We start from the raw sequence: 23,080 nt of genomic DNA on the forward strand, positions 1-23,080 counted from the left end.
GCACTTCATCCAGTGGCGCCAAGCTTGTTAAGGACAAGCGAGTACTCTTTCTGCCCGAGCTTCTTCTTCAGCTCCGCTATCTCCTTAAGCACTAAGACCTCGTCATCGCTTATGAACTTCCTAAAGTTAGTTAAGAGTTTAGTTGCGTGGTCAGCGGGCACGTCAGTATAAATGATATCCCCCTCCTCTATGTGTCTGCCAACCATGATTTTGCCCTCTATAGAGATAGCTACCTTACTGCCAGTCCTGACTATGTCTAGGCTCTTATCGTTATCCTTTATTGCAAGTATTCTTCCAACCTCCCTCCCCTTGGCGCTCAGCAGTGGGTACCCTGGGCGCAGGACGCCCCCTAGGACCTCTATGCCAACTATTGCAGGGTCGCTCCTCCTGAAGACAAAGCCGGGCAACACCATGAACTTGCCAGGCCTGACGAGTTGGTTAAGCTGTGACATTATCTCCTCTTCTTTCAGCTTCTCCCTCCACTCAGTGTACTGGTCAAGCAGGTGGTATATTATGTTGTCCTGGAATATCTTAACGCCGCTCCTCAGGGCCTCCTCTTCGGCCTCTGGCAGCACCTTCACGTTAAACGCTAGTATGACGCCCAGGCTTCTGTCGGTCTTAGCTGTGAGGCTGGCCTCTAGAACGTCGTTCTTCGTCACGTTGCCCACGTCAGCTAACCTCACGGGGATATTGAGCCTCCTCAGGGCCTCAAGCAGCGCTTCAATCGTTCCAAGGGTGTCAGCCTTCACTATTACTCCGAGGTTCTCGCCCTTGAATATGAGCTCCTTGACCTCTCCCTTTAACTTCTCGGCGATTTCTTTCGCCTCCTCATAACTGGTGGCCACGTAGAGCGACGAGCCTGCCAGGGCGTCGTCGAGACCTGCGGCGGATATCCTGATGCCTGCGGCCGCCTGTACCTCTGGCACTGAGATGAACTTGACGCCCTTTGCCCTCATGTCGCTTAGGGGCGCTGGCATCAGAAGGGATCTGACAGTAGTTATTATTGGGCCGTTCTTTCCATTAAGGACTATTATATCACCCTCCTTAATGACCCCATCGTAGATAATGGCATCTACGGCGGTGCCAAGCCCGGGTATCTCCTTCACCTCCAGCACTGAGCCCTTAGCAGGCCCCTCAGCGTATATTAGCCTCTTCTTAAGGTATTGTTGCGTGAGGCCAGCAAGGACTGCTAGGAGGTCGGGTATTCCCTCGCCCGTCTTTGCTGAGACAGGCACTATAGCCACGGTCCTTGTGAAGTCCCTTATCCTTGTGAAGAGGTCGGCGCTGAACCCCTGCTCTGACAGGCTGAGCGCTATCTTGCCGTATATCACTTCCTCAAGGTTCCTCTTGACATCCTCGCTCTGTTTTTCGTAGGATAGGACAAAGGGCTCGTCAGGGTAGGAGACCCAGCCAGGGATCCGATCTATCTTGTTAGCTGCGACCAGGAAAGGCACCTTGCGCGACTTAAGCAGGTCGAGGCTCTCATAGGTCTGGTTCTGGAACCCCTTCGTAACGTCAACAACAAGTATTGCGAAGTCGGCGACACTGCCGCCCCTCCTTCTCAAGTTTGAGAAGAGCTCATGCCCTGGGGTGTCTATGAATAGCAGGCCTGGTATCGTCAGTTTTACGGGTATGATCTTCTTAAGGGGCTCTGCCAGCTTCTCTATAACGTCAGCTGGCACAACGCTGGCCCCTATGTGCTGCGTTATGCCGCCGGCCTCCTTGGCAGCAACAGCGGTGCTCCTTATCTTATCCAGCAGGGAAGTCTTTCCATGGTCCACGTGACCTAGGACTACCACTATGGGTTGGCGCAGTCTCGCCTGTTGCGGCTGGGCTGACATCTTTGTTTGACCCCCACTACTTGTTTGGGTTTTACCGTTAAGAGTTAATTAGGCTGCTTACTAGTAAGGCCTTCATCGAATGTACTTAATTGGAGGGCCATGGAAAGAACTTCTCGCGAGGCCTAGGCGCTTAGCTTAACCTTAAGCTTCCCTAGGCAGCGACTTTTGCTAGCGCCTTCAGCTCCTCTGAGGCCTCTTCCAGGTCCTTGAAGGTGTCTATGCTCCTCCAGTAGAACTTATCTAGAGTGTACTTCACGGCAAGTAGCCTGCCTTCAGATGCGAGCCTTGGGAAGGTCGTCCTCTCCACGTCGCCCTTCTCGGGCAGGTGGTCCACTATCGAGGGCCTCATTACGTAAACTCCGGCATTTATCCAGTAGTCCCCAAGTACGGGCTTCTCCTTGAAGGCTTTAATGCGTCCGCTACCGTCGACCTCGACTATACCGTAGGGGCTCTTGAGCTGGACAAGGGCCATGGCGGCCACGGCGTCGCTGTTAGAGTTAAGGGTCTCAAAGAGCGGCTTAACGTCAACGTTGGTTATTATATCGCCGTTGACTACAACAAAGGCGTCTTGGGACGAGTATGTAAGCCTCGCATTCCTTATGGCCCCTCCAGTGCCTAGCGGCTCATCCTCGACAACGTACGAGACTGAGACCCCAAGCTTCGACCCGCTGCCCAGGTACTCAATGATCTTTTCCTTATGGTATCCTGCGAGGACGACTATATTAGCTATGCCGTTGTTCTTCAGCCAGTCTATCTGCCATGCTATAATTGGCCTCCCAGCGACCTCAACCAGTGGTTTAGGCCTGTCATCCGTGAGCGGCCTAAGCCTCTTCCCATACCCTCCTGCAAGTATTAGGGCTACGGCCAAGTTCTTCACCATACCGTCTGAGGCAGGTGCCGCCGCGGGGACTTGAACCCCGGACCACCCGGTCTTCAGCCGGGCGCTCTCCCACTGAGCTACGGCGGCTTCTTTTTTCATATCTCCCCTTGGCCTTTTAAGTTCTCATCATTTTTAGCTACATACGCAGAAGTTATGACACCTTGAAGGTAGCTAAGGAGGCTGCCGGGGCTTTTGGGGGTATTCCCAAAGCTTCATAGAATTTTAATTAAAATAGTAAATTTAATGAGAGAAAGGTGGACGGCCATTATGGTAAAGGTCGCTCCTTATGTAGCGGCGTGGAGGACCTAGGGATGCCTCAAAGTAAAAGGGGGTTGTGGTATTTGTTGATGAGGGTGGGCTTGGTCTAACGTCAAACGGTCCAGCTCAGCTCCAGCCTTTTGCCTCTACCCCTAACGGTGAGGCATGGCACTCCCTCCTTTTTGAGCCTCCTGCGGAGCTCCTTGTCAAGGGTTGCTACAACGACGGCGTTGCCTGAAGCCTTCAAGTCACCGGCGAGCTTCACTATTGACTCGTCCCCATTTACAGCTGCAGTGCTGACCACTTTTACGTTAAGCCTCCGAATTATGATAGCAGCCTCGGAGGCCCTTTTAGAGAGCTCATCGCCGTGCATCGCCATTTCACTAAGCTCGTCAACGACGTTTGTGGTCGTCAGAAGCTCATAGCCGTAGCTTATGGCCTCGTCTATCATGGAGGGCGCTATGTTTCCTTTGGCCATCTCTATGAGGAAATTGGCGTCAAGTATAACCTTTATCCTCAAACCTTCGCTAGCCCCCACCCTATGAGGCGCCACCTGCCAGCTATGCGCCTGCTTATTGCGATCCTGACACCTTTCCAGGCTGCAACGGGCCTCCTAAGCCTAACAGTTGCAACGTCCTTGCTGAGGGACACTACGTCCCCCAGGGTCAGCGCTGGCCCTACCGCGAGCAGGAGGGACTCCCCCTTCGCCAGGGGCTCCACCTTTACCATCTCCTTCATACCAACAACGGTCTCAAAGAGGTGGTGTTCAATAGTGAGCGTGTCGAACACCTCGGGCATGTGTCCTGCCCTTCCAACTACGTTGCCGGCCAAGTTGTCATTCTTGGTGAGCGAGGGGTCAAGCTTTGTGCCCACCGCGACAAGGCCGCCAGGCTTGGCCTCCTTTACTTCGTACTTTCCAAAGTGCAGGCTCGCTACCTCCGATATCAGGGGCTCGTACTTTACTTTGCCCCCCTCCTTAACCTGGATCCCAGGGCGTATCTCTATTTCATCGCCCACCTTAAGGGTTCCAGAGACCAGGGACCCGCCTATAACGCCGCCCGCCAGATCATCAGGCGATGTGCCAGGCCTATTGACGTCAAAGCTCCTGATTGCGTACATTAGCGGGGGGCTCGAGAGGTCCCTCTCGGGGGTGGGCACGTACTCCTGTATCGCGGCCAGGACTGCATCTACGTTAACGCGCTTGAGCGCGCTGACAGGTATTATAGGCGCATCTTCAGCCCAGGTGCCCTCAAGGAACTTCTTGATTTCCTTATAGTTCTCGTGAGCCCTTTCAGGTGAGACTACGTCAACTTTGTTCTGGATCACTATCAAGTTCTTTATACCTAGGATGGAGAGCGCGAGGAAGTGCTCCCGCGTCTGTGGCTGCGGGGTCGGCTCGTTAGCGGCCACTACCAGCAGTGCCCCATCCATCAGCGTTGCCCCTGATAACATGGTAGCCATCAATATCTCATGACCAGGCGCGTCTATGAACGAGATCCTCCTAAGCAGCCTCGGCTTTGCGCCTGGGTTACACTCACAGACGGGCTCCGTCGAGTAGCGCTCAGGGAACTCGCAGCCCTCGCATTCCCAAATTTCGCCGTCAGCATAACCCAGCTTTATTGTCATGCTTCTCTTCACTTCCTCGCTGTGTCTCATGGTCCAGACACCTGTTAGGGCCTGGACGAGGGTGGTCTTGCCGTGGTCTACATGGCCCACAATGCCTATGTTTACCTCTGGCTGAAGCTTCTCCTCTATGTTAGTCTCAGCTGCGCGCTCTGTCAACTTTAAAGCCACCACAAGTCTAGCTGATTCATACCTCTTTTTAAGCTAGGTGGCCTAAAGGCTGTCACTAAAGAGGGACTGCTGAAGTAGAAGGTTACTGCTGCGGAGTGGCGACCTGCTGGACGGCCGGCCTACTTATAATAACGTTGAGCTGGGCCAGCGACGTCTTTCTCCTCTCAGCCCTGGGATCTGGGATCCTGTTGCCGCGTACGTCTTCTTCATCTTCTCCCCCTTCTTTGTTGGGTGGAAGCCCGGCGGCCCGCTCAGGAGCACCTTCCTCCTGACGGACCCAGGCAGGCCTGGGTGCATGGGGAAGCCCGAGGCGTCTGTGCCTCCTGTTATCTTCATTGTGACGCCTGGCATGCCGAGCAGAACACCGTCGAATTCGTCGCCTATCTTGAGACCAGCGAGCCTTATGGCGACATCGTCAGGGACCGCTATCTGCCAGGCCTTAGCCTTGAACGCAATGGCATCAGACTCGTCGGCGCCTGCGACTTCGTTGACTAACGCCTTGTGGGCCCACACTTCACCCTCAGGCACGGAGTCGTCAACTATTATCTTGGCTGAGACGTTGGTCTTGCTGCCCTCAGACCTGAAGGAGAGTGTTATAACGCCTACGCTGTCAAGGCCCAACCTCTGCGCTAGCTTGGAGCTCAGCTTGACCTTAGGCAGCTCAGTCCTCTCCTGCTCTTTGGTCTTTTTCATGGAGTCCGTGTAGGCTATGCTGTCGTCCTCTACGCCCTTCACCTTAACCTTTACCTCAGGCCCCTTTGCCGAGGGGTCCGATATCACTACCCTTAACGGGGGCCTTTCCTCCCTACCTGGCAACTTCAGCGCACCTCAGCGCCAAGTCTCCCTTGGGCTCGGAAGGGAAAAGGCTTAAAAAGCTAATACGTCCTTGGGCCTACCTAATCTGGCCTCCTCCCCGCCCTGAAGGGCGAGGCTTTCGGTTGTAAATGCCTGTACGGCTATTAGCTCTGCAGGCCCTTCATTATGCTTAACGCGGTTGGAACTATCTTAGTGCCGCTCTCTATAATGCCTAAAGAGCCTTTAGAGCAGGCAGCCTCGTCAAATTTCTCGTAGCTCTCCCTTATTGAGGTGTTTGAAAACATTATTGGCACCGGGTCATCGCTGTGGCTCTTAAGGTACCAGGGTGTCGCGTGGTCGGAGGTCACGATTATGAGGACATTGCTTAGGTCTATGTGGCTTAGCAGGCGCGAGAAGAAGAACTTGTCTATAGCCTCGATAGAGGCCCTCTTGGCCTCATAGTTACCATCGTGACCTGGTTCGTCAGGGCCCTTGAGGTGCACGTAGAAGGCGTCATATTTGTCCAGACTATTAATAACAAGGTCCGCCTCCTCGCTCAGAACCTGCTCCAGACTTTTGCCCTCTCTCTCATAATGAAGGTCGTTAAGCCCAAAGGTTATAGCTATGCCCCTCTCGACGGGCATCTCAGTCACGCTGGCGAAGTTGAGCCCAAAGACTCTGCTTATAGCTGGCGCGTTGGGTAGCCTGTCGCCGGCGTCCCTTGAGAGTATGGCATTAGCTGGCAGCTTGCCCGCCCTTCTCCTGGCCTCGTTAACAGGGTGACCGTCAAGGACCTTTATGGCCCTCTCTGTGAACTCGTTAAGCAGTTCCGCGGCCTTGACGGCACCCCTGTCAGAGGGGTCCAGCGGCCTACTCCTCTGAACGAAGGGCTCAAAGCTGGGCTTCGCCTTGCTTATGAGGCCCTCCCTCTCATACGCAGGGTCCGTGTTGCTTATGTTGGCGCTAAGCTTAACTTCATCGTGGCTGAGCACGAGGACCCCGCGATGCGCCACTGTGTGAACGAAGTGAGCAAGCCCGTGGCCGTTGTCCAGCCTCATGCCGTCTATGGCCTTAGCGAGCTCGGCTCCCTCCTCATCAGTTACGTTCCTTCCGGCCCTCCTGTCTATTATCCTCATGGTTGTTGGGTCTACAGTGGCCATGTCCGACCTAAGAGCGACCTCACCCTCTCTGAAGCTCACTCCTGCGCCCACGGCCTCCAGGGGGCCACGGCCAGTGTAGTACTTATGAGGATCATAGCCAAGGATGCTTATCACAGCTTCGTCGCTCTCGGGGGCTATGCCCTTCCCAACCGTGTAGACAAGGCCACACCTTGCACTCCTTGCCAACTTGTCTATATTTGGTTTGTATGCTGTCCCAAGCGAGCTCTTCGGCGGGTTAAGCCCGTCAGCAGCCCCGTCGAGGACTATGTAAAGCAGCTTGTTGATCATCCCAACCATCCATGCGTCCTAAGAGTCAACCGGGTTAAAATGGTAACGCTAGATAGGCCTTGACTGGGGTCAACAGCTCTCCTTTGAAACCCTCTCTAGCGTTTTTACAGAGGCTTCAACGTTAATCAAGAGGTCGTCAATGGTGTTTTTTACTCTAAGGAGCGCGAGCGGCCCCTCTTCAAGATCAGTAGTCAAGTAGCAGGTGAGCGTATGTTTATTGTCTGCATGGCACGAAATATTAAGGCCCTTAGGCGCCGTGAGGTTATCTACATTAATGGCGCTAGCGACAGCGTTGGCATCCACGCAGCTCAAGCTGATAGTTAAGCGTAACTTCACTTCTGGCTGCGAGGGAGCCACAGCCTAACGCCCCTTACCTCTGCGCCCTCGAACTCCGAGAGCCTCTGGAGAACAAGGTGGCCTGTGCTCTCGTAGACCTGTGGCATTGAGAGCAGCAGCCCTCCCTCACTCTCAACTGCAATGTATGAGTGCTGGTCCACGTAGCCCAGCAACTTTAGGGCCCTCCACAGCAGCTGTAGGGGGGCCCGCTCGCTCAGGTCCTTAATTGAGTATACCTTAACACCGTTAAGAGGACCTAGGTCTACGAGCCTCGCATTGTCAATGGTCTCGGTCAACGTCTCTGCTACGGCCTTTAGCTGGGACGCGGCCTGCGGATACTCTTCATCGTAATTTGAGGTCAAGGCTATGGCTGACTGCAACCCCCAGGTGTCGCTGGCGAACTCAACTAAGTTCAGGGCCTCCTTGGGATCGGTTATTATGAGCTTCTCAGACGCCAGGTAAACGCCGCCCACGAAGTCCTTTACATCGAGCTGCCTCTTAAGGCGATCCTTTAAATATGAGAGCATTATCTTGGCCGCCACTCCTAGCTCCTCTTCGTCCATGGAGGATGGCTTCTTCATAGCCAGCTCCCCAGCGCCATTGGACTCTAGCAGTTCCACGCAGTAGTTTGTGCCCGTGAGCCCTGGATAAAAGGGGTCTACGGTTATCTTTATGGACTCGCAGAGGTCAAGTATGTGGGCCCTGTAGCCCTTAAGCGACGTCAGCATAAAGAGCGAGACCTTCTCATCTGCGGCTAAAGATGACGTTAAAATCTTGTCTAAGCCCGAGACCTTGCCGGCCTTGTCCATGTAGTTGCTGGCATAGGAGGAGGATATCGATAGTACGGCATACTCAGGCTCTATAGAGAACTGATTAGCCCCCTTAAGTATCATGTAGGCGCAGGCACCAATACTGCCGTCGCATGACACATAGGAGGCGTTGAGCGGTGGTGGCTCGACAGTCCCCTGAGATATCAAGACCAGCTGATCCTTAACCGTGTCGTTAGTGTATCCCAGGGGCGAAGGGAACCCGAGCAGAAGGGTAGGTTCATATATTGTTGAGGGTGGCTTTGGCGACACTGACGCTACGACGTTTACACCTCGCCTGCTCAATATAGAGAATACCATGAGAAGCGACATTATGGACTCAGAGCTTGGAGCTGCAACAATCCTAAGTATACCCTCGTCTGACGCTGCCTTAATCAGCGCTTTCAGTGAGGACGAGGCCGAAGCTAGCGACTTGTCGAGGTTCTGGCCCGGTTCCACCCTTATGGCTAACAACTTTTGGTCACCTTTTCGCTAGCTTACCTTGCTCTCAGCTGTTTCAGAATATTTTAGCGCACTTTTCATCAGAATACAGGCTCTAAGAACGTATCAAGATGACCCTGCAACGAGCAGCTTTGCCCTCTCTGGGTCGTACTCCCAGTCCTGCGGGATCTTGCCAACGGTCTTGTAGTACCTTACAAGTCTCCTTATCTTTGACTCCGTCAGTACAAGGCCGCGCTTGCTGTCAAAGTCCTTTGGGTGCTCCTGGAGGTGCCTCCTTAGGTTGACAGCCTTCTTCATCAAGTTAAAGAGGTCTTCAGGTATCTTCGGTTCCAACCCCTTCTCGCTTAGGGCGTCAGTTATACTCTTTCCTAGTATTGGCTTTACAAGGGGGACTCCGAACTGATCCCTTAGTATAAGCCCTATCTGGCTTGGCGTGTACCCCTTCTGCGCCAGCTGCTCTATTATGATCTCTATCTCGTCAGGAGTCAGCGAGAGCCACGAGGGTGGCCTGGGATGTGCGGGCCTAGTCGAGTGTGACTGACCTCTCCTGCTCTTCTTGTGCATAGCTCAGCCCTGCGAACAGAAAGCCTATGCTGGCTTTAAAACTCTTAGCAGCGAGTTGGGCCTTCCATGAACGTTTTATAATCCCTCCAGGGAGAGGTTTCGGGGAGCTTACGATGCCAAGACCTAAAGTAGCTGCCAGGGAGGCCTGGAGACTAAAGAAGTGGTACGATGTTGTGGCGCCCGAGACGCTTGGAGGTGTGGTAATAGCATCTGTGCCAGCGCTCGACCCATCATACTTGCCTGGGAGGACCGTAGAGATAACGCTTTATGATATAACCGGTGATTATACTCATGTAAACACTAAGCTCAAGTTCCAGATATACAAGGTCGACGGCTCAAGCGCTCTCACCTACGTGAAGGGCGTAGAGCTTATGAGGGACTACCTGAGAAGCCTGACTAGGAGGAGGAGCAGTAAGATAGCGTTGATATACAAGCTTAACACAAAAGATGGCGTGACCGTCAGGGTAACAGCAGTCACGTGGACACAGTTCAGGTGCAAGAACAGCCAGAAGCACACTATAAGGCTCCTAATGAGGGAAGTCCTAGATTCAAAGGTACCTCAGATGTCGTTTGACGACTTTGTGAAGGCTGCCGTGTTCAGCGACCAGGAGGGTAGCCTTGCTCAGGAAATGGCTGCCAGGGTTAGGAAGATTTGCTCAATTAGAAAGGTTGAGATAGCGAAGGTGAAGACACTGACGCCGCCTCCTTATGCAGTGTCAGGAGGCGCTACAGCGACGCAGGCGGAGAGCCAAGTAGCCAGCGCTTAAGCGCCATCAACTTCTGTTGGTCGCTGGTACCATTTGGCCCTACTGCAAATTCGTACTTCTGAGTCATGAAGTTTGGTCTCCGTATTCGCCCATCTCATCAAGTACAAGCTCATAGTAGTCCTCCTTGGCCTGCTCAAGCTCCTTCTCTTTCTCCTCCTTGTTTACTTGAACTTCCTTACTTACAACTGTCGTGGTCAGGACCCTCTTCTCGTCAGCCTTAGAGGTGCCCTTGTAGTCCTTCTCGGCACTCTTGTCGAGCTCCATCTCATAGCCGCATCTAGTACATCTAAGGACGACCTTATCGCCCTTCTTCACTGGTACCATAACTCCCCCACACCTAGGGCAGAACTTCATACGCGCATCACTTCCAGTTCCTCACAGGCTTAAGTAGAAGATCTTGTAGGGGTAATAACACTTTCTACCGAAGAGTCCATTGATGTCCCAAGGAAGCGCCCTACGTAGCTGTTTCAACTTTCATATAGTTTTACAAGTTGTCACCGCAATCAGCATATACAACAGGAGGTACGTAACCGAGCACTCAAGGTGTGGGGCCCCTGGGGTGGCCCTGAACGCCCCCAAGCCCGATGAAATCCCGAGCGGGGTGCGGGGGAACAAGGATGAGGCGATGACCGTAAGGCAACATGAACCTATATGAGAGCTGAACCCCTAAAGCAGCGAGATAGGCGCGGGCCCCGTCTTATTCCTAAAGGTTCCAACTATATCTATCTTAGCTCCGCACCTGGGGCACCTATTGTCCTTGGTGAGGCGCCACGCCGTCACATAGAAGCCGTACCTCTCTATCACAGGGTAGCCGCAGTTGGGGCAGTACGTGTGCTCGAGCGGGTGGCCTGGCACGTTGCCTATGTACACATACTTGAGGCCCTCGCCCTTGGCAACCTTTGCAAGCTTCTCAAGCGTCTTAACGGGCGTGCTCTCTAAGTCTATCATCTTATATGCAGGGTAGAACTTGAGCAGATGGAACGGGACCCTGTCACCCAGGTTGTCCACTACCCATCTGGCTAGCTTCCTTATATCGTCCTCGCTGTCGCCATACCTTGGCACCACAAGGTTAGTGATCTCTATCCAGATGCCCTTCTGCTTCATGGCCTTAAGGGTTTCAAATATGGGCTCAGGGTCGGGGACCCCCATGTGCTTTCTGTAGAACTCCCTGTTACCGCCTCCCTTGAAGTCAACGGTGGCGGCGTCCATGTAGTTCCCTAGCTCGTCTATGGCCTCGGGCGTGATATAGCCGTTAGTCACCATAGTGTTAAATAGGCCCGCTTTCCTTGCCCTCACTGCGGCGTCGTACATGAACTCATACATTATGGTTGGCTCATTGTAAGTGTACGAGATACCATCAGCGCCAACGTTCAGGGCGTCTTTTACCACCTCGTCAGGCGAATGATACTCTCCATAGAGGCCTTTCTCAAGCCTGCTCTGGCTTATCTCCCAGTTTTGGCAGAACTGACAGAAGAAGCTGCACCCAACAGTTGATATGCTGAGGACCTGACTGCCTGGGTTAAAGTGGCTCAGGGGCTTCTTTTCTATTGGGTCAATGTTGTAGGACGTCAGCAGGCCATAGACGTAAGTGTAGAGCTTCCCATCAACGTTCTTCCTGACTCCGCACACGCCCCACCTGCCTGGGGCTATGAGACAGCGCCTGTGACAGAGGTTGCACTTGACCCAGCCCGGCTTATCCTTCAGAGGCTCCCAAAACTTCGCCTCCCTCACGTAGGCATTCCGCTTACTCTCACTCACTAAATTATCACCGCCCTAGGGTCGTACCACCTAGTCCCTCTGCCACTTAGAGCTAGTGCCTGGGCAGAGGTTTTGTTCGATACTACGAAACGGAAGGGTAGCTCAAGGCCGCACCTCCAACACTTAGTGCCATCCCTTAGCTCAAGCGACCTCAGCGTGGCGCCCTCCCTATAGGCGACCGGGCTACCACACCTAGGGCAGTAAGTGTTAAGCTGCTCGTAGAGGTCTACGTGAATGTAAACATAAGGGTTAGCCTTTCTGAGCACATCATACATATGCCTGACGGGACCCCCTCCTTCATGGTCTAAAAGGTGTACATGAATAGGGAAGCCATAACTGGCTGTTATGGAGACCTCTCCCATCACATCCTCGGCTCTGGGCTTCTCGACGTACGTGTTAACTTCAACCCAAGCATCATTTTCTTTGGCTAGGCGTAACAGCGCGTCCAAATCGATGCCGCTGTAGCTGTAGTTCCCTGAACAGTGTCTGAAGTAGTCTACTAGAAGAAAGTCAACCCGCGGGAGGTCGCCCTCTATTGCAGGCGTCCTGAGACCCACCTTAAGTCCCGCGCGCCTCGCAGCACCTACAGCTTCGCTGAGTATAGGGTCCTTATGATATGACGTCTCCAGTATGACTCCTGAAGCCCTCCACCTTCTCGCAAGGCCGAGCAGCTTTTCTGGTTCAACCTCCTTGAGAGGGGGCCCTTCCTCGGAGAGCCTGTAAACCTCTTCAACATCACTAAAGCCCTCGCACATATCAAAGTTCAGGGGCCTACCAGAGTAAATGACGACCCTAACGACCGATCCGCCGCTCAGCGCGTGAAATAGGGGCAGGGACTCTGAAGTGGCGTATCCAAGGCCTGCGACCTGCACCATTGACCTTTACCTTGAATAGCTTAGCAGAACTTGGGCTAAGAACCCTTTTCTCTTTGTCTCCTTACTTGCGCTCGGCTGCAGCTTTGGCGTCCTCGATAGACCTCTTCAGCTCCTCCCTAGACTGAATGTCCACAAGCATGGCCTTGGTATCGTCTATTAGGCCCCTAGCCACGTCAACCTTGTGCCTAACGCCCGGTAGCACAGAGTCTGGGTAGTCAAGCGACCTCATGGACGTATAAATGGACTCCATGATTTCGAGCGCGGCCCACGCCTCGCTCATATAGCCCTGCCTGACCTTTTCAAGTGCGTACCTCCTCAGTTCCCCAACGACGTCTCCAAGGCCCTGCAGGTAGGGGACGGGGTGAACGTTCAGCTCTTCAAAGGCTGGAACCCTGCCCTCAACAACTATAGAGTAGAGGAGCTTGGCTTCGACATACTCGCTAACGGCATTATACACAAGGCCTGAGTGAGCCAGCTCTGGATGCCTTGAGGCGACCTCCAGCATCTTCCTTGCAAGCTTCTCACATTCGTCAAGGTTTTCCTTGGCCTTCCCGAGGTCGCCCTGGTGAAGGTAAGTTATGCTCCAGCCGCTAAACCTTATAACATCTCTTGATATTTTAGCTATCTCCTCCCTGTCAGAGTCCAACGCCTTAAGGAGTCGGTCCACTCTGTCAACTGTGGAAGCTATGGCCTCCTTCAGACTTACGCTCTGCAACATCTGGGCACCTCCATCAATTGGTAAGTGGGCCCGGGGGGATTTGAACCCCCGACCGCCCGGTCTCTGACCTACACCTGGCGGATATCAGCCGGGCGCTCCACCGAGCTGAGCTACGGGCCCTTCACGAAAAAGGGTGTAGGCTTTGGGCTTTAAAACACTAGCTTCCCTCACTGGGGCGGCAGGGAGAGCTTAAGCAGGTTAGCGTGCTCGTCGGTTATGTCTACATCCATATACTTCGACAAACTCACGTTGCCCTCTGGAGTCACCTTTACGGCTTGGAAGAAGAACTTCTTAGCGTTTGCATCAGCTGTGAAGAGCCTGATCTCCTTGAGGGAGGTGATGTATTCCTTGAGCGCTGGGTCCGAGAGAAGCGCCGAGAGCTGCTTGGTTGCCAGCCACGCTCTCACGTGAATTAGGAGGGCCCCCTTAAAGCCAGCCGACCTCAGCGCCTTTAAAGTCTTCGCGGTGGCCTCGGAGACTAAGCTCATCCTCTGCTCACCTCCAAACGCGATGTAAACTGCTTCAGGATCCCATGAAACGACTCTCCTTGCTACGTCATCCATGTTGTCCGAGTAGTCAAAGAACGCGACCTTGCCAGGGCCATATCCATATGCGTCTAGGTAGGCAACTGCAGCTGCAGCAGCGACTGACTCGCATATCCTGTCAGGGTAGGGTATAACAGCCACCTTGTTAAAGCCCTTAAACAGGCCTATGCCGACCAGCCTGCCCGTGAGCGCTCTCAGGTAGGCCTCCTCCCCTATTGAGAGCTTCCCAGAGCTCGCGTACATGGCAATCACACTTGTTGAAATGTTATTCTTAGTATAAAAGTTTTTCTTTTGGCTAGTCTCTTTAAATGCTTAAAAAGGGCAGGTCTAGGCTAGCTCCTAGGCATCGAGGATGCCTGTGACAGACCCCGAGCTGGTGAAGATAGTACAGGATAGGGTGTTCAACGTACTTATATGCAGGAAGTGCGGGGCACACAACCCTCCAGGGGCCAAGAAGTGCAGGAGATGCCATAGCACGGACCTCAGACCTAAGAGGAAAGAGCTGGCTAAGGTCAAAACTGCATGACATTCTATCTATAGTGATTACACTGAATGACATTGCCATAACTATAAAGTTGGTAAATAATATTGGTCAAAGGCTTCCCTAGTCTCGCAGAAGAGCTTAATAATGCCGCTATGCAACCGGGTAGAGGTGCTAGCTAATGCCAAAGAAGAGGGAGAGCAGAGGCAGGAGGAAGGGCGATAAGGGCAAGTCCAGGATGATTCAGTGCGATAACTGCGGCAGGCTCGTGCCGGAGGACAAGGCAATATGTGTCACAAGAAGCTACACGCCAGTTGACCCCCAGCTGGCCGCGGAACTCGAGAAGAAGGGCGCCATAATACCTAGGTACCCCGTAACCAAGTGCTACTGCATAAGCTGCGCTATACACTACGGTCTTGTAAAGATAAGGGCTGAAGATGAGAGAAAGCCCAGGTTAAACATCATCTGAAAGCCTTGACATATTAACTATGAACTTTTAACAACCCGGATTTAAAGCAGACCATGATTTAAGTTAGCATGATAGTTAACGGTTAGGCGTATAGGGTTTATTGAAGCTTTATATCAACATGGGGTGGCGTAAGGCTCAACACGGTGAGCTCTAGGACCGTGCATGTAAATGCTTTCTGAAAGGATGTGATCGAGGGCTCGTCTTAACATAGACTAAGAAGTCGCGCTGACAGGTTAGAGCCCTTGCTGGACACTTAGGTTAGGAAGGGCCTCAGGGTTGAAGAACTGCACAAATACTTTTAAGCGAAGTCTATAGGCTAAGCACCAATGGGGGCCTGGCTATGAGCGAGGCAGCAAAAGTAAAAGTATTCGTAGTCGAGGGGCGGATGCTGCTGTCACATGACAAGTTCCCAGAGTGGCATAAGTTTAAGGTGTTTGTGACAGCGCTTAAAGAGAAGGACGCTCTTGAGAAGGTCTACTCTGATCTCGGCAGCCGGCATAAGCTAAAGAGGTACCACATAAAGGTACAAAACGTTCGGGAGGCCTCACTTGATGAGGTGACTGACGCGCACATACTGTCGATCCTTGGTGCAACTAGGGTGAAGTGAGATGGCTGGCGAACAGCAGGGGCGCGCGGTGACCTTAGATGAGCTCGTGGCGCAACTAGACGCCATAAGGAGCCAGGCGAACAACCTGAGGAGCCTGCTAGATAGCCTGACGGAGGAGAGGGGCTCCGTTGTAAGGTCAAAGGATGGGTTAGACGCTATAGCTAGGTCATCCCAGGGCTCTGTGGTCCTATTCCCCCTCAGCGATAACTATGAGGTGCTCGTAGAGGCCATACCTCAGAACAAGGACAAGGTTCTGGTTCACCTAGGAGCGGACGTCTACGCAAAGTTGGACGTCTCAGAGGGCCTCAAGATACTAAGCGAGAGGGAGGGCGAGCTTAACAAGGCTATAGGCGAGGTCAGCCAGAGGCTCGCCCAGCTGGAGAGCCTGGAGGCTCAGTACGAGAGCGTTATACAGCAAGCGCTGGCGTCAGCCCAGCGTGCTAAGGGCGCGCAGGGCTGAGTGTCTTGTTTGATAAGCTTAAGAACGCGTTCAAGGGGTTTGCCTCTTCAATAGCTGAATCCGTAGAGAAGAAGGAACTGAGCGAGAAAGATATAGAAGGCCCACTTCAGGAGCTTTTCATGAACCTTATAGAGGCCGACGTCGCATATGATGTTGCCGACGCTTTGATGTCAGAGCTGAAGTCAAGGCTTATAGGCGCCAAGGTCAGGAGGGGCACGGACCTAGAGGCATATGTGGCGGAGACTTTGAAGTCCTACCTGTCTTCAACATTCAGCGTCATGGGTGAGGAGCTTCCCCAGCTGGTTAAGGGGAAGTGCAGCGGCAGTGGCACACCTTATGTGATAACCTTCTTCGGTGTCAACGGTGTCGGCAAAACAACTACGATAGCTAAGGTGGCTTACCTACTTAAGAGCCATGAACTGAGCCCCGTGATAGCCGCTGCTGACACATTCAGGGCAGGCGCCCAAGAGCAACTCAGGCTTCACGCCGAAAGGCTGGGCGTGTACTTCATAGGGGGGTCCTACGGAGCTGACCCAGCTAGTGTGGCGTTTAATGCCATAAGCTATGCGAAAAGCAAGCACGCCTGTGCGGTTCTGATAGACACCGCTGGAAGAATGCACGTGGACGCTGACCTTATGGGGGAGCTTAAGAAGATAGTTAGGGTTGCAAACCCTGATCTTAGGGTTCTAGTAGTAGATGCTCTTACAGGTAACGACGCAGTTGAGCAGGCTAGGACGTTCAATGAGAACATAGGCATAGACGCCATCATACTTACTAAGCTCGACGCTGATGTGAAAGGTGGCGTGGCAATCTCAGTAGCCGCTATAACAAAGAAGCCCATAGCATATGTCGGCGTTGGCCAAAACTATGGCGACCTTAAGCCTTTTAGTCCAGACTATATAATCAAGCTTCTTTTTAGCTAAACGACCCTTAGCACTAATTGAAGCCTGGAAAAGGCCTATGCAAGAAACTCTAACTTTGGTGAGAAGGGGCCAGAGAAGGCCTTCGCTAGCTAAAAAATCCTTGTAGCGAGTTGAACTATGTCTTGCTTAGTTACAATGCCGATGGCTCTTCCGGTACTGTCGATCACGGGGGTGCAGCCTATTCTCTCGGCTGCCATGGTACTTGCCACAGTGGCTAGGTCATCATCTTCTTTTGCTACTATTACGTCTCGTGACATTATATCCTCTGCTATAGGGACCAGATAGTTTCTGATGCCCACCACTTTGTCTTTCAGCGGGTCCACCACTTTGCTCTTGACATATCTGTCCTTCCCTCTCGCGGTTAGCAGCGCTGACGGGATATGCGCGAAAGCTATGTCCTTCTTAGCAACTACACCCACGGGCTTTCCGTCGTTGTCGACTATTACGACCTTCTTTACAGGGCTTGACTCTATCAGCTTAGCTAGGTAGTATATGCTGTGAGTGGGGCTAGCGCTGGGGAAGTCTGTTCTCATAGCTTCTGAAACCTTTACCTTGCCAGCGTACTTCTCACCGTACGCTCTAACAATGTCCGTTCTAGTTATTATTCCGACTAGCTTGCCATTCTTATCAACTACCGGCAGACCTCCTACCTTGTGTTTTATCATAAGGCTTGCGACAGTCCTGAGGCTCTTATTTAAATCTACAGTTATAACTTCTTTTGACATGACCTCAGAGACTTTGATCTCGTCGAGGGGCCTATAGTAGTTGGAGCCGTAGAGCGAGTCTATTATATCAGTCAGGGATAGCACGCCAACCGGCCTCTCAGACTCGTCAATGACTACGAGCCTTCCTATGTCCTTTTTTAACATGAGGTTCCTAGCATGTGCAAGCGTGTCGCTCTGTTTGACGACGTAGACAGGAGAATTCATATAGCTTGAGACCCTAGGAGCCATAGTCATCACCTTAGGGCCACTGAGAGCAGGATATCCCTCTCTGTTATGATCCCTTTCACTTCGTTATTCTTATCTACAACAATAAGGCTATTGGTGTTATGCGAGTTCATTATTGACGCCGCTGCTCCTACGTCTTCATCCTCATCTGTGGTGACCACGTCACGGCTCATAATATCTGACACCTTAGTGGAGAGCACTTCCTCTATGTCATAACTTGAAAGCTTCTTTAGGGCTTCATGGGATCCAAAGAACGCTATGAAGTCCATGGCGCTTACAATGCCCACAACGTAAGTGCCGTCGGCAGACAGCACAGGCACCCTCCTGAAACCATAAAGCGACATGAGTTGTGCGGCCCTCTTTATAGTGTCACTCTCATAAGTTACCACTAAATTCGAAGTCATGACATCCTTCACTTTTATACCGAGATCCTTATTAACAAGGTACCTCACTATGTCATGCTCTGTCACGACACCGTATGGCGTGCCGTCAGCTGCAACTATCGGCACGAGGCCCATCCCGTTGAGAACCATCAGTTTGAGCGTCTCAGAGATCTTCGATGACACCGTGGCATAAAGGGGCGTGGGGTTCATGATGCTTTCGACTTTCTCTGACCTCAGCGCACCAAATATATCATGGCCGTGACGCTGCTCAACAATAGTGTAGAGTGAGCCGCCTCCCAGGTAGTTAACGACGTCAGTGGCCATTATTGTGCCCTTCAGCTTGTCGGAGGAGTCAACAACGACAAGGCCCCTAACCCTTTTCTCATACATGCGTTCAACGGCCTCCAGTACTGTGCTCGTTGAAGTTATGGTTACGGCCGGCTTTGAAGCTATGAGAGTTATGTCACCCTCCTTCTCCTTAATCCTTTGGCTCCAGTTGGGCTCGGCGTCAGCTCTTAGGTACTTGGTGCCCTCCCACCTTCTCACCGCCACGTTAGAGACTATCTTAGCCTTGTTTGACACCTTGAGGCCAGCCCTTTTAGCGCTCATTGCAATCACCTGACCAACGATTTCACTACGTCTTCCCTATCAACTATGCCAACGAGCTTAAGTTCCTTACTGTTGTTAACTATTGGAACTCTGCCATAGCTGTGCTTAGCCATAAGGGAGGCGACCTCGTAGAGGGACGACCATGGGTAAAGGTAGGTGACGCTCCTACTCATGACATCCTTGACGCGAGGCCCCCTGGAAGCTCCTCCCTCGCTTTCCAGGTGAATTCTGCTGTAGCCCTTTGCTATTAGGTCGTACTGCGTTATCATGCCTACAAGCCTTCCGCTGCTGTCAACCACCGGCAGCCCTGCATACCTTAGCTCCCGCATTCTGTTCCATATTTTTGATATGAAGTCCTCCTCACTTACAGCGACTACGTTTGTTGACATGACATCGCTTACGCTGACGCTCTTGAGGTTTTCCGCGCAACAATTTATCATGAGCTGAACTATATCATCGAATGTGAGGAATCCTAGGAACCTTCCGTTACTGTCAACCACAGGGGAAGCCCACTCATCGGCCTTCAGCATAGATTTTATGGCCTCGCCTAGGGTGACGTCAGGCCTAAGTATAACCATGGGAGGCTCCGCCACCGAGGACGCCATGGCCTCACTCTTAGAAGAGGCGACGCTGAGTACGGAGCCCCTTGTTATTATGCCTATCAGCTTACCGTCAGAGTCAACGACAGCGATGCTTCTCAAAGCTTCATCTCTTATAATTTTTCTAACCTCTACGAGCCTTGTATCTGGGCTCACAAAGGCCTTAGAGATCTTGCTTTTGCCTATAATATCTACTACGCGAAGCTTGACAAGGGAGCCTGTGGAACGGTCTTTATTTACAACATCTTTAAGCTCCACACAACAGCCCCACATTTAATATATGTTTGGAAGTATTAAAAGTGTAGCATATCATGGCTGCGCTCTTTCTCACAACATCGTAATCTTTCATAAGAGCTTACGTTAAGGAAAACCAAGTTAAGTCTTAAAGGTTTAATGGCATCAACCATATGCGCTGCGTAAGATCATAACCGAAAGCCTCGCCCTTTAGGGCGGGGAGGAGGTCAGCTATCGGTGTCCTCCTGCCGCGCGGCCTCGCTCGAAGATATCTTGTTGCAGAGCTGGCTGTTGCCATTACATGACTCCATCAATGACACAACCTTAACTTCAGCACCTAGCCTATTCTCGGCAAACTCCTTTATTTTGGCTGTCGAGCCGATAATGGCAACTATACCGGCCAAAGTAGCCTGCCTGGTCTTAAGCAGGTCTATTATGGAGGCCAGCTGGTGCAGCTTATTGCCATCTATAAGGACCACGGCAACCCTGCCTTTCCTGGGCACGCACTCCTTGGGAAATATTAGGGAGTCGTAGTAGTCCTGCGTCACCTTATAGCTTTTCACTATTATATGGCGCGAATACGGCGTGCTGGATGGCGTGCACAGCCTACTGTGGAACGCGTCAGAAAGCATTGCCCCGAAAGCCGTGGAGTAGCCGTCCTTACCTGTCACTATGGCATTTATCTTCTCCCCCTTGAGGAGCTCCATGGCCTTAAGCTCGGCTAAAGTCATCACGCCAGGGTTGCTGAGCAGCTGCCACGGCTCCTCGCTGTCCTGTAGGGACTTCCTTATGGCCTCATCTATAAGGCCCTCAGCCTCTATCCTTTGCAACAGCTTCTCGGCCGTCACCCTCTCGGGCACGCTTCTCAGGGACACGTAACGCCATAGTATCTGTGCTGAGACCCCTAGCTTGCTTTCAAGCTCCTTGAACGAGTAGAAGTGCTTCAGGGCACTTAAAACCTTGAAAAGCATAAACTTGAGATTACCCTCGCCGTTGGTTAAGGGACCGTACTCCTGTTGGCTAGGTGGTGTTTGCGATGGCACGCCTCCAGAGCTGTACTCATCAGAGCCCTCCATAGGCTCTCTGACAGTCGAACCAGGCACTCTTATGCTTAAAAGTTGTTGTACTCTAAAAATCATAAGGCAAAAAGCCTTTTTAAAACTCCTCCTCCTCGCTCTCCTCTTCCTCGCCTTCCTCTTCGCTCTCCTCTTCCTCGCCTTCCTCTTCGTCGCCTATGTACTCTTCGTCCCACTCCTCCTCTTCGCTCTCCTCTTCCTCGCCTTCCTCTTCCTCCTCCGGCTCCTCATACTCTAGGTCTTTGGGCATCGATCTTCACCTCGTCCACTAGACGGTTATCACCTGTTGATCTTATGCAATTATATGAATCTCTACCTCTAAGATGCTACAGTAATCTTAACGATATTCATAAACTAATAACAACCTGTAGAAACAGCACTTGAAACCACCTCTAGACTAAATTGAAGCCTTTGTAGATGCCAACTTTTAAGCTCAGCTTCTTAGAGAGGTCTAGGTGTGAGAGTTGCCAGCCAGGGCCCCCACCAAGAGGATGCCATACAAGGCGTGTAAGAGCTGTGGCGCCTTGGTTCCAAAAGACGCAACCGTATGCCCTGTGTGCGGCGGAACCTCGTTCGTTGATGACTGGGATGGCATAGTTGTGATACTAGATAACTCTGAGCTCGCAAGCAGGCTTAAGTTCTCAAAGAAGGGCACTTTCGCGCTTAAAGTTGCTGGCTCCTACACCTTTAAGTGAAGGCCTTAGGCCCAGAAAGTGACGTGCCTTGAATGGCAGCACAATAATAAGTTACTACATACCCCCTGAGCTTAGGGAAGACTTCTCAAACCCCAGGGGGGTCCTCGTTGCCGGCTCGCTCAAGGAATTCATAGAGCTTCGGCAGTGGACTAAGGTTATATGCTTGGGTGACGTAGTCACAGCCTATTGCATGGAGGCTTCAAGGCTTCCTGACGTTGTAGCATTCGATGGGAAGACGCAGCGCGCCGAACTGAAGATTGTTAGCGAGGAGGACCTTAAACTAAAGGGCTTCAGGTTAGTAACAGCTGTGAATCCCCCTGGAGGGTTGAGCTTGAGCTCCATTGACGCCATGTGCCGTGCCATTAGCGAGAGTAGTAAAGGGGAAAGAGTCGCAATAAAGGTTCAGGGAGAGGAGGACATGCTTACCTTGGCGACGCTCTCCTGTGCGCCGACAAATAGCCTGGTGATCTATGGCATACCTAACAGGGGTGCCGCGCTCGTTGTCGTAGACACGTTAATATCCCGTGAGCTGCAAACAAAGCTGTTAAGGCTGAGGCCTATTACGAAGGCTATTTCTTGAGCCCCTCTAGAAGGTCCAGCCAAGGTCTGTTTAGTGAGGCTTACCGTGTTAAACTTGGGCTAGGCTGTGTAGTCCCTGAGGAGCCATGCTGGCACGCTCTTGATAAGATCGTATGCCTCCTCCCATCCATTGAGTGAGAGCTCGCTAGCAAGCTCTTCAAGCGTCATGTTAGTCTTAACGTACTTTCTCAGCACTTTTATGATCTCATTCGTAAGCTCTAACTCCTTATCGCCAACCTTAACCTTGGGCCTCTCCAAGCCTCGTCCCCTAAAATCCCGCGCTCAGGAATTTTAAAGCGCTTGCTGTCCGTTAATTACATTTACAGCTGAAAGCCTCGCCCTTTAAGGCGGGGAGGAGGTCAGATTTGCGATGAGACTACATTGACATGCGCCAGCTCTCAGGAGCACTTTTCATGGCTTTTAAACAGGGATGGTGGGGCCGCGGGGATTTGAACCCCGGACCACCAGCGATCCAGGCAGGCCTGGCATAGGGGACCTGCTCCCCAGGCTGGCATCCTACCAGGCTAGACGACGGCCCCACCAGCACGCGTTTTACTCAACTATGGGTTTAAAACTCTTCAGTTGAACAAACTTGAAGTACCTCTCTTGACCCTTCAGAGCTATGCTAAACTAGGCCCTTCAGGTTTAAGACCCCCATATAGTCTACAATATACCAGGGTCTGCAATAGAGCTCCTAAAGGTGGCAGAGGCGTGCAAGGAGTCCCGGGACGCCTGTCACCAGGAAGCCGAGGCTCTACTTAAGAGACTCTGCCCCGACCCGGGCTTTTGTAGCCTAGCTAATGAGGCCAGACGGGACTATTCTTGGATTGAGGTCGCTCTTAAGCGCGGGGTCCCCGATGGCAGGCATAGACTGATCCTGTACGTCCTTTCGAGGTACCTTGTCAATGTAAAGGGCCTCAGCACTAGTGATGCAATCGAGGAGGTCAGAGGCTTCCTTGACAGGTGCTGCAAGAACTACGGCAACTGCAGCAAGGTTTACGACTCCTGGATAAGGAACGTGCTGGAGAAGGTTAAAACTGGCGGGTGGAAGCCCTGGACCCTAGAAAGGGTAAAGGAGAAGGACCCAGACCTCTATGGGATTATAGTCAAGGTTTTAGGAGGTCCTGAGCAGGCTAAGGGGGATAATTAGGCTCAAGACATATTGTTA

The 23,080-nt window shown here is 52.3% G+C and carries 28 protein-coding genes and 3 tRNA genes; 9 read left to right on the top strand and 22 right to left on the bottom strand.

Annotation, left to right across the window (positions count from 1 at the left end):
- Positions 1-5 precede the first annotated feature (5 nt).
- From infB to SE86_RS06725, 9 genes are all read right to left on the bottom strand, one after another.
- Positions 6-1,841: a translation initiation factor IF-2 gene (gene infB, locus SE86_RS06680; RefSeq protein ID WP_117354806.1), complete on the bottom strand. Its 1,836-nt coding sequence runs from the start codon at positions 1,839-1,841 to the stop codon at positions 6-8.
- Positions 1,842-1,992: 151 nt separating this feature from the next.
- On the bottom strand, positions 1,993-2,709 hold the full coding sequence (locus SE86_RS06685; RefSeq protein ID WP_212989709.1) for a nucleotidyltransferase family protein: 717 nt from the start codon (positions 2,707-2,709) through the stop codon (positions 1,993-1,995).
- 27 nt (positions 2,710-2,736) lie between these two features.
- Positions 2,737-2,808: transfer RNA gene (locus tag SE86_RS06690), tRNA-Phe, on the bottom strand.
- Between the two features lie 283 nt (positions 2,809-3,091).
- Positions 3,092-3,499, bottom strand: coding sequence for a hypothetical protein (locus SE86_RS06695; RefSeq protein ID WP_117354808.1), 408 nt, complete (start codon positions 3,497-3,499; stop codon positions 3,092-3,094).
- Positions 3,496-4,761 (bottom strand): translation initiation factor IF-2 subunit gamma, encoded by a 1,266-nt coding sequence (locus SE86_RS06700; RefSeq protein ID WP_212989711.1) that lies wholly within the window; start codon positions 4,759-4,761, stop codon positions 3,496-3,498. Before SE86_RS06700 ends, SE86_RS06695 begins: the two co-directional genes overlap by 4 nt.
- Positions 4,762-4,896: 135 nt before the next feature.
- Positions 4,897-5,589, bottom strand: coding sequence for a 30S ribosomal protein S6e (locus SE86_RS06705; protein WP_211096550.1), 693 nt, complete (start codon positions 5,587-5,589; stop codon positions 4,897-4,899).
- 143 nt (positions 5,590-5,732) lie between these two features.
- The gene (locus SE86_RS06710; protein ID WP_211096551.1) at positions 5,733-7,016 is read right to left on the bottom strand and encodes an alkaline phosphatase family protein; all 1,284 of its coding nucleotides are present in this window, start codon (positions 7,014-7,016) and stop codon (positions 5,733-5,735) included.
- A 332-nt stretch (positions 7,017-7,348) separates the two neighbouring features.
- Positions 7,349-8,632 (bottom strand): hypothetical protein, encoded by a 1,284-nt coding sequence (locus tag SE86_RS06720; RefSeq protein WP_117354810.1) that lies wholly within the window; start codon positions 8,630-8,632, stop codon positions 7,349-7,351.
- Positions 8,633-8,725: 93 nt separating this feature from the next.
- Positions 8,726-9,184 carry a 30S ribosomal protein S15 gene (locus tag SE86_RS06725; protein WP_117354811.1) on the bottom strand — a complete coding sequence of 153 codons (459 nt, stop codon included), beginning with the start codon at positions 9,182-9,184 and terminating at the stop codon, positions 8,726-8,728.
- Positions 9,185-9,297: 113 nt separating this feature from the next.
- On the opposite strand from SE86_RS06725, the gene SE86_RS06730 reads away from it, so the two are divergent.
- Positions 9,298-9,951 (top strand): 30S ribosomal protein S3ae, encoded by a 654-nt coding sequence (locus SE86_RS06730; RefSeq protein ID WP_117354812.1) that lies wholly within the window; start codon positions 9,298-9,300, stop codon positions 9,949-9,951.
- 63 nt (positions 9,952-10,014) lie between these two features.
- Here the strand turns inward: SE86_RS06730 and SE86_RS06735 are convergent, their stop codons facing one another.
- From SE86_RS06735 to SE86_RS06760, 6 genes are all read right to left on the bottom strand, one after another.
- Entirely contained in the window at positions 10,015-10,305 is a 291-nt protein-coding gene (locus SE86_RS06735) for a transcription elongation factor (protein WP_117354813.1), read from the bottom strand.
- A gap of 312 nt (positions 10,306-10,617) precedes the next feature.
- On the bottom strand, positions 10,618-11,709 hold the full coding sequence (gene amrS / locus SE86_RS06740; RefSeq protein WP_117354814.1) for an AmmeMemoRadiSam system radical SAM enzyme: 1,092 nt from the start codon (positions 11,707-11,709) through the stop codon (positions 10,618-10,620).
- Positions 11,709-12,584 carry a hypothetical protein gene (locus tag SE86_RS06745; protein WP_117354815.1) on the bottom strand — a complete coding sequence of 292 codons (876 nt, stop codon included), beginning with the start codon at positions 12,582-12,584 and terminating at the stop codon, positions 11,709-11,711. Before SE86_RS06745 ends, amrS begins: the two co-directional genes overlap by 1 nt.
- A gap of 61 nt (positions 12,585-12,645) precedes the next feature.
- Entirely contained in the window at positions 12,646-13,299 is a 654-nt protein-coding gene (locus SE86_RS06750) for a hypothetical protein (RefSeq protein ID WP_211096552.1), read from the bottom strand.
- A 28-nt stretch (positions 13,300-13,327) separates the two neighbouring features.
- Positions 13,328-13,422, bottom strand: a tRNA-Ile gene (locus SE86_RS06755).
- 47 nt (positions 13,423-13,469) lie between these two features.
- Complete coding sequence (locus SE86_RS06760; protein ID WP_117355186.1) at positions 13,470-14,090, bottom strand: hypothetical protein; 621 nt, start codon at positions 14,088-14,090, stop codon at positions 13,470-13,472.
- 109 nt (positions 14,091-14,199) lie between these two features.
- Here SE86_RS06760 and SE86_RS06765 point away from each other — a divergent pair, with 109 nt between their 5' ends.
- From SE86_RS06765 to ftsY, 5 genes are all read left to right on the top strand, one after another.
- Complete coding sequence (locus SE86_RS06765) at positions 14,200-14,373, top strand: 50S ribosomal protein L40e (protein ID WP_117354817.1); 174 nt, start codon at positions 14,200-14,202, stop codon at positions 14,371-14,373.
- A gap of 136 nt (positions 14,374-14,509) precedes the next feature.
- Complete coding sequence (locus SE86_RS06770; protein ID WP_117354818.1) at positions 14,510-14,797, top strand: 30S ribosomal protein S26e; 288 nt, start codon at positions 14,510-14,512, stop codon at positions 14,795-14,797.
- Positions 14,798-15,137: 340 nt separating this feature from the next.
- Complete coding sequence (gene rpl18a / locus SE86_RS06775) at positions 15,138-15,404, top strand: 50S ribosomal protein L18Ae (protein ID WP_117354819.1); 267 nt, start codon at positions 15,138-15,140, stop codon at positions 15,402-15,404.
- 1 nt (position 15,405) lies between these two features.
- Positions 15,406-15,864: a prefoldin subunit alpha gene (pfdA, locus tag SE86_RS06780; RefSeq protein ID WP_211096554.1), complete on the top strand. Its 459-nt coding sequence runs from the start codon at positions 15,406-15,408 to the stop codon at positions 15,862-15,864.
- Positions 15,865-15,869: 5 nt separating this feature from the next.
- A complete protein-coding gene (ftsY, locus tag SE86_RS06785) occupies positions 15,870-16,787 on the top strand; it encodes a signal recognition particle-docking protein FtsY (RefSeq protein WP_117354820.1) in 918 nt (305 codons plus the stop codon).
- Positions 16,788-16,876: 89 nt separating this feature from the next.
- Here ftsY and SE86_RS06790 read toward each other — a convergent pair whose 3' ends face one another.
- The 5 genes from SE86_RS06790 to SE86_RS08025 all read right to left on the bottom strand — a co-directional run bounded on the left by SE86_RS06790 (position 16,877) and on the right by SE86_RS08025 (position 20,888).
- Positions 16,877-17,746: a CBS domain-containing protein gene (locus tag SE86_RS06790; protein ID WP_211096555.1), complete on the bottom strand. Its 870-nt coding sequence runs from the start codon at positions 17,744-17,746 to the stop codon at positions 16,877-16,879.
- The gene (locus tag SE86_RS06795) at positions 17,746-18,729 is read right to left on the bottom strand and encodes a CBS domain-containing protein (protein ID WP_211096556.1); all 984 of its coding nucleotides are present in this window, start codon (positions 18,727-18,729) and stop codon (positions 17,746-17,748) included. Before SE86_RS06795 ends, SE86_RS06790 begins: the two co-directional genes overlap by 1 nt.
- A 5-nt stretch (positions 18,730-18,734) precedes the next feature.
- Positions 18,735-19,586: a CBS domain-containing protein gene (locus tag SE86_RS06800; protein WP_158543150.1), complete on the bottom strand. Its 852-nt coding sequence runs from the start codon at positions 19,584-19,586 to the stop codon at positions 18,735-18,737.
- A 203-nt stretch (positions 19,587-19,789) separates the two neighbouring features.
- Positions 19,790-20,638: a hypothetical protein gene (locus tag SE86_RS06805; RefSeq protein WP_179948718.1), complete on the bottom strand. Its 849-nt coding sequence runs from the start codon at positions 20,636-20,638 to the stop codon at positions 19,790-19,792.
- 79 nt (positions 20,639-20,717) lie between these two features.
- Positions 20,718-20,888, bottom strand: a complete 171-nt coding sequence (locus SE86_RS08025) for a hypothetical protein (RefSeq protein ID WP_158543151.1) — start codon at positions 20,886-20,888, stop codon at positions 20,718-20,720.
- 214 nt (positions 20,889-21,102) lie between these two features.
- On the opposite strand from SE86_RS08025, the gene spt4 reads away from it, so the two are divergent.
- Both spt4 and SE86_RS06815 read left to right on the top strand, forming a co-directional pair.
- On the top strand, positions 21,103-21,333 hold the full coding sequence (gene spt4, locus SE86_RS06810) for a transcription elongation factor subunit Spt4 (RefSeq protein WP_211096557.1): 231 nt from the start codon (positions 21,103-21,105) through the stop codon (positions 21,331-21,333).
- Between the two features lie 28 nt (positions 21,334-21,361).
- Positions 21,362-21,913 carry a GTP-dependent dephospho-CoA kinase family protein gene (locus SE86_RS06815; protein ID WP_117354822.1) on the top strand — a complete coding sequence of 184 codons (552 nt, stop codon included), beginning with the start codon at positions 21,362-21,364 and terminating at the stop codon, positions 21,911-21,913.
- A 59-nt stretch (positions 21,914-21,972) separates the two neighbouring features.
- Here SE86_RS06815 and SE86_RS06820 read toward each other — a convergent pair whose 3' ends face one another.
- A complete protein-coding gene (locus tag SE86_RS06820) occupies positions 21,973-22,170 on the bottom strand; it encodes a hypothetical protein (protein ID WP_117354823.1) in 198 nt (65 codons plus the stop codon).
- A 173-nt stretch (positions 22,171-22,343) separates the two neighbouring features.
- A tRNA-Pro gene (locus SE86_RS06825) sits at positions 22,344-22,451 on the bottom strand.
- A gap of 161 nt (positions 22,452-22,612) precedes the next feature.
- Between SE86_RS06825 and priX the strand changes: the two genes are divergently transcribed.
- Complete coding sequence (gene priX, locus SE86_RS06830; protein WP_211096558.1) at positions 22,613-23,062, top strand: DNA primase noncatalytic subunit PriX; 450 nt, start codon at positions 22,613-22,615, stop codon at positions 23,060-23,062.
- Positions 23,063-23,080 lie beyond the last annotated feature (18 nt).

The organism is Acidilobus sp. 7A (assembly GCF_003431325.1).
Lineage (GTDB): Archaea > Thermoproteota > Thermoprotei_A > Sulfolobales > Acidilobaceae > Acidilobus.

What these genes read in the sequence shown, in the direction of transcription:
- SE86_RS06805 (WP_179948718.1), bottom strand. Translation starts at nt 20,638, where the DNA reads ATGGAGGGCTCTGATGAGTACAGCTCTGGAGGCGTGCCATCGCAAACA.
- SE86_RS06725 (WP_117354811.1), bottom strand. Translation starts at nt 9,184, where the DNA reads ATGCACAAGAAGAGCAGGAGAGGTCAGTCACACTCGACTAGGCCCGCA.
- infB (WP_117354806.1), bottom strand. Translation starts at nt 1,841, where the DNA reads ATGTCAGCCCAGCCGCAACAGGCGAGACTGCGCCAACCCATAGTGGTA.
- SE86_RS06745 (WP_117354815.1), bottom strand. Translation starts at nt 12,584, where the DNA reads ATGGTGCAGGTCGCAGGCCTTGGATACGCCACTTCAGAGTCCCTGCCC.
- SE86_RS06735 (WP_117354813.1), bottom strand. Translation starts at nt 10,305, where the DNA reads ATGAAGTTCTGCCCTAGGTGTGGGGGAGTTATGGTACCAGTGAAGAAG.
- SE86_RS06795 (WP_211096556.1), bottom strand. Translation starts at nt 18,729, where the DNA reads ATGAGCGCTAAAAGGGCTGGCCTCAAGGTGTCAAACAAGGCTAAGATA.
- rpl18a (WP_117354819.1), top strand. Translation starts at nt 15,138, where the DNA reads ATGAGCGAGGCAGCAAAAGTAAAAGTATTCGTAGTCGAGGGGCGGATG.
- SE86_RS06760 (WP_117355186.1), bottom strand. Translation starts at nt 14,090, where the DNA reads ATGTACGCGAGCTCTGGGAAGCTCTCAATAGGGGAGGAGGCCTACCTG.
- pfdA (WP_211096554.1), top strand. Translation starts at nt 15,406, where the DNA reads ATGGCTGGCGAACAGCAGGGGCGCGCGGTGACCTTAGATGAGCTCGTG.
- SE86_RS06765 (WP_117354817.1), top strand. Translation starts at nt 14,200, where the DNA reads ATGCCTGTGACAGACCCCGAGCTGGTGAAGATAGTACAGGATAGGGTG.
- SE86_RS08025 (WP_158543151.1), bottom strand. Translation starts at nt 20,888, where the DNA reads ATGCCCAAAGACCTAGAGTATGAGGAGCCGGAGGAGGAAGAGGAAGGC.
- SE86_RS06710 (WP_211096551.1), bottom strand. Translation starts at nt 7,016, where the DNA reads ATGATCAACAAGCTGCTTTACATAGTCCTCGACGGGGCTGCTGACGGG.
- SE86_RS06770 (WP_117354818.1), top strand. Translation starts at nt 14,510, where the DNA reads ATGCCAAAGAAGAGGGAGAGCAGAGGCAGGAGGAAGGGCGATAAGGGC.
- SE86_RS06790 (WP_211096555.1), bottom strand. Translation starts at nt 17,746, where the DNA reads ATGACTATGGCTCCTAGGGTCTCAAGCTATATGAATTCTCCTGTCTAC.
- SE86_RS06730 (WP_117354812.1), top strand. Translation starts at nt 9,298, where the DNA reads ATGCCAAGACCTAAAGTAGCTGCCAGGGAGGCCTGGAGACTAAAGAAG.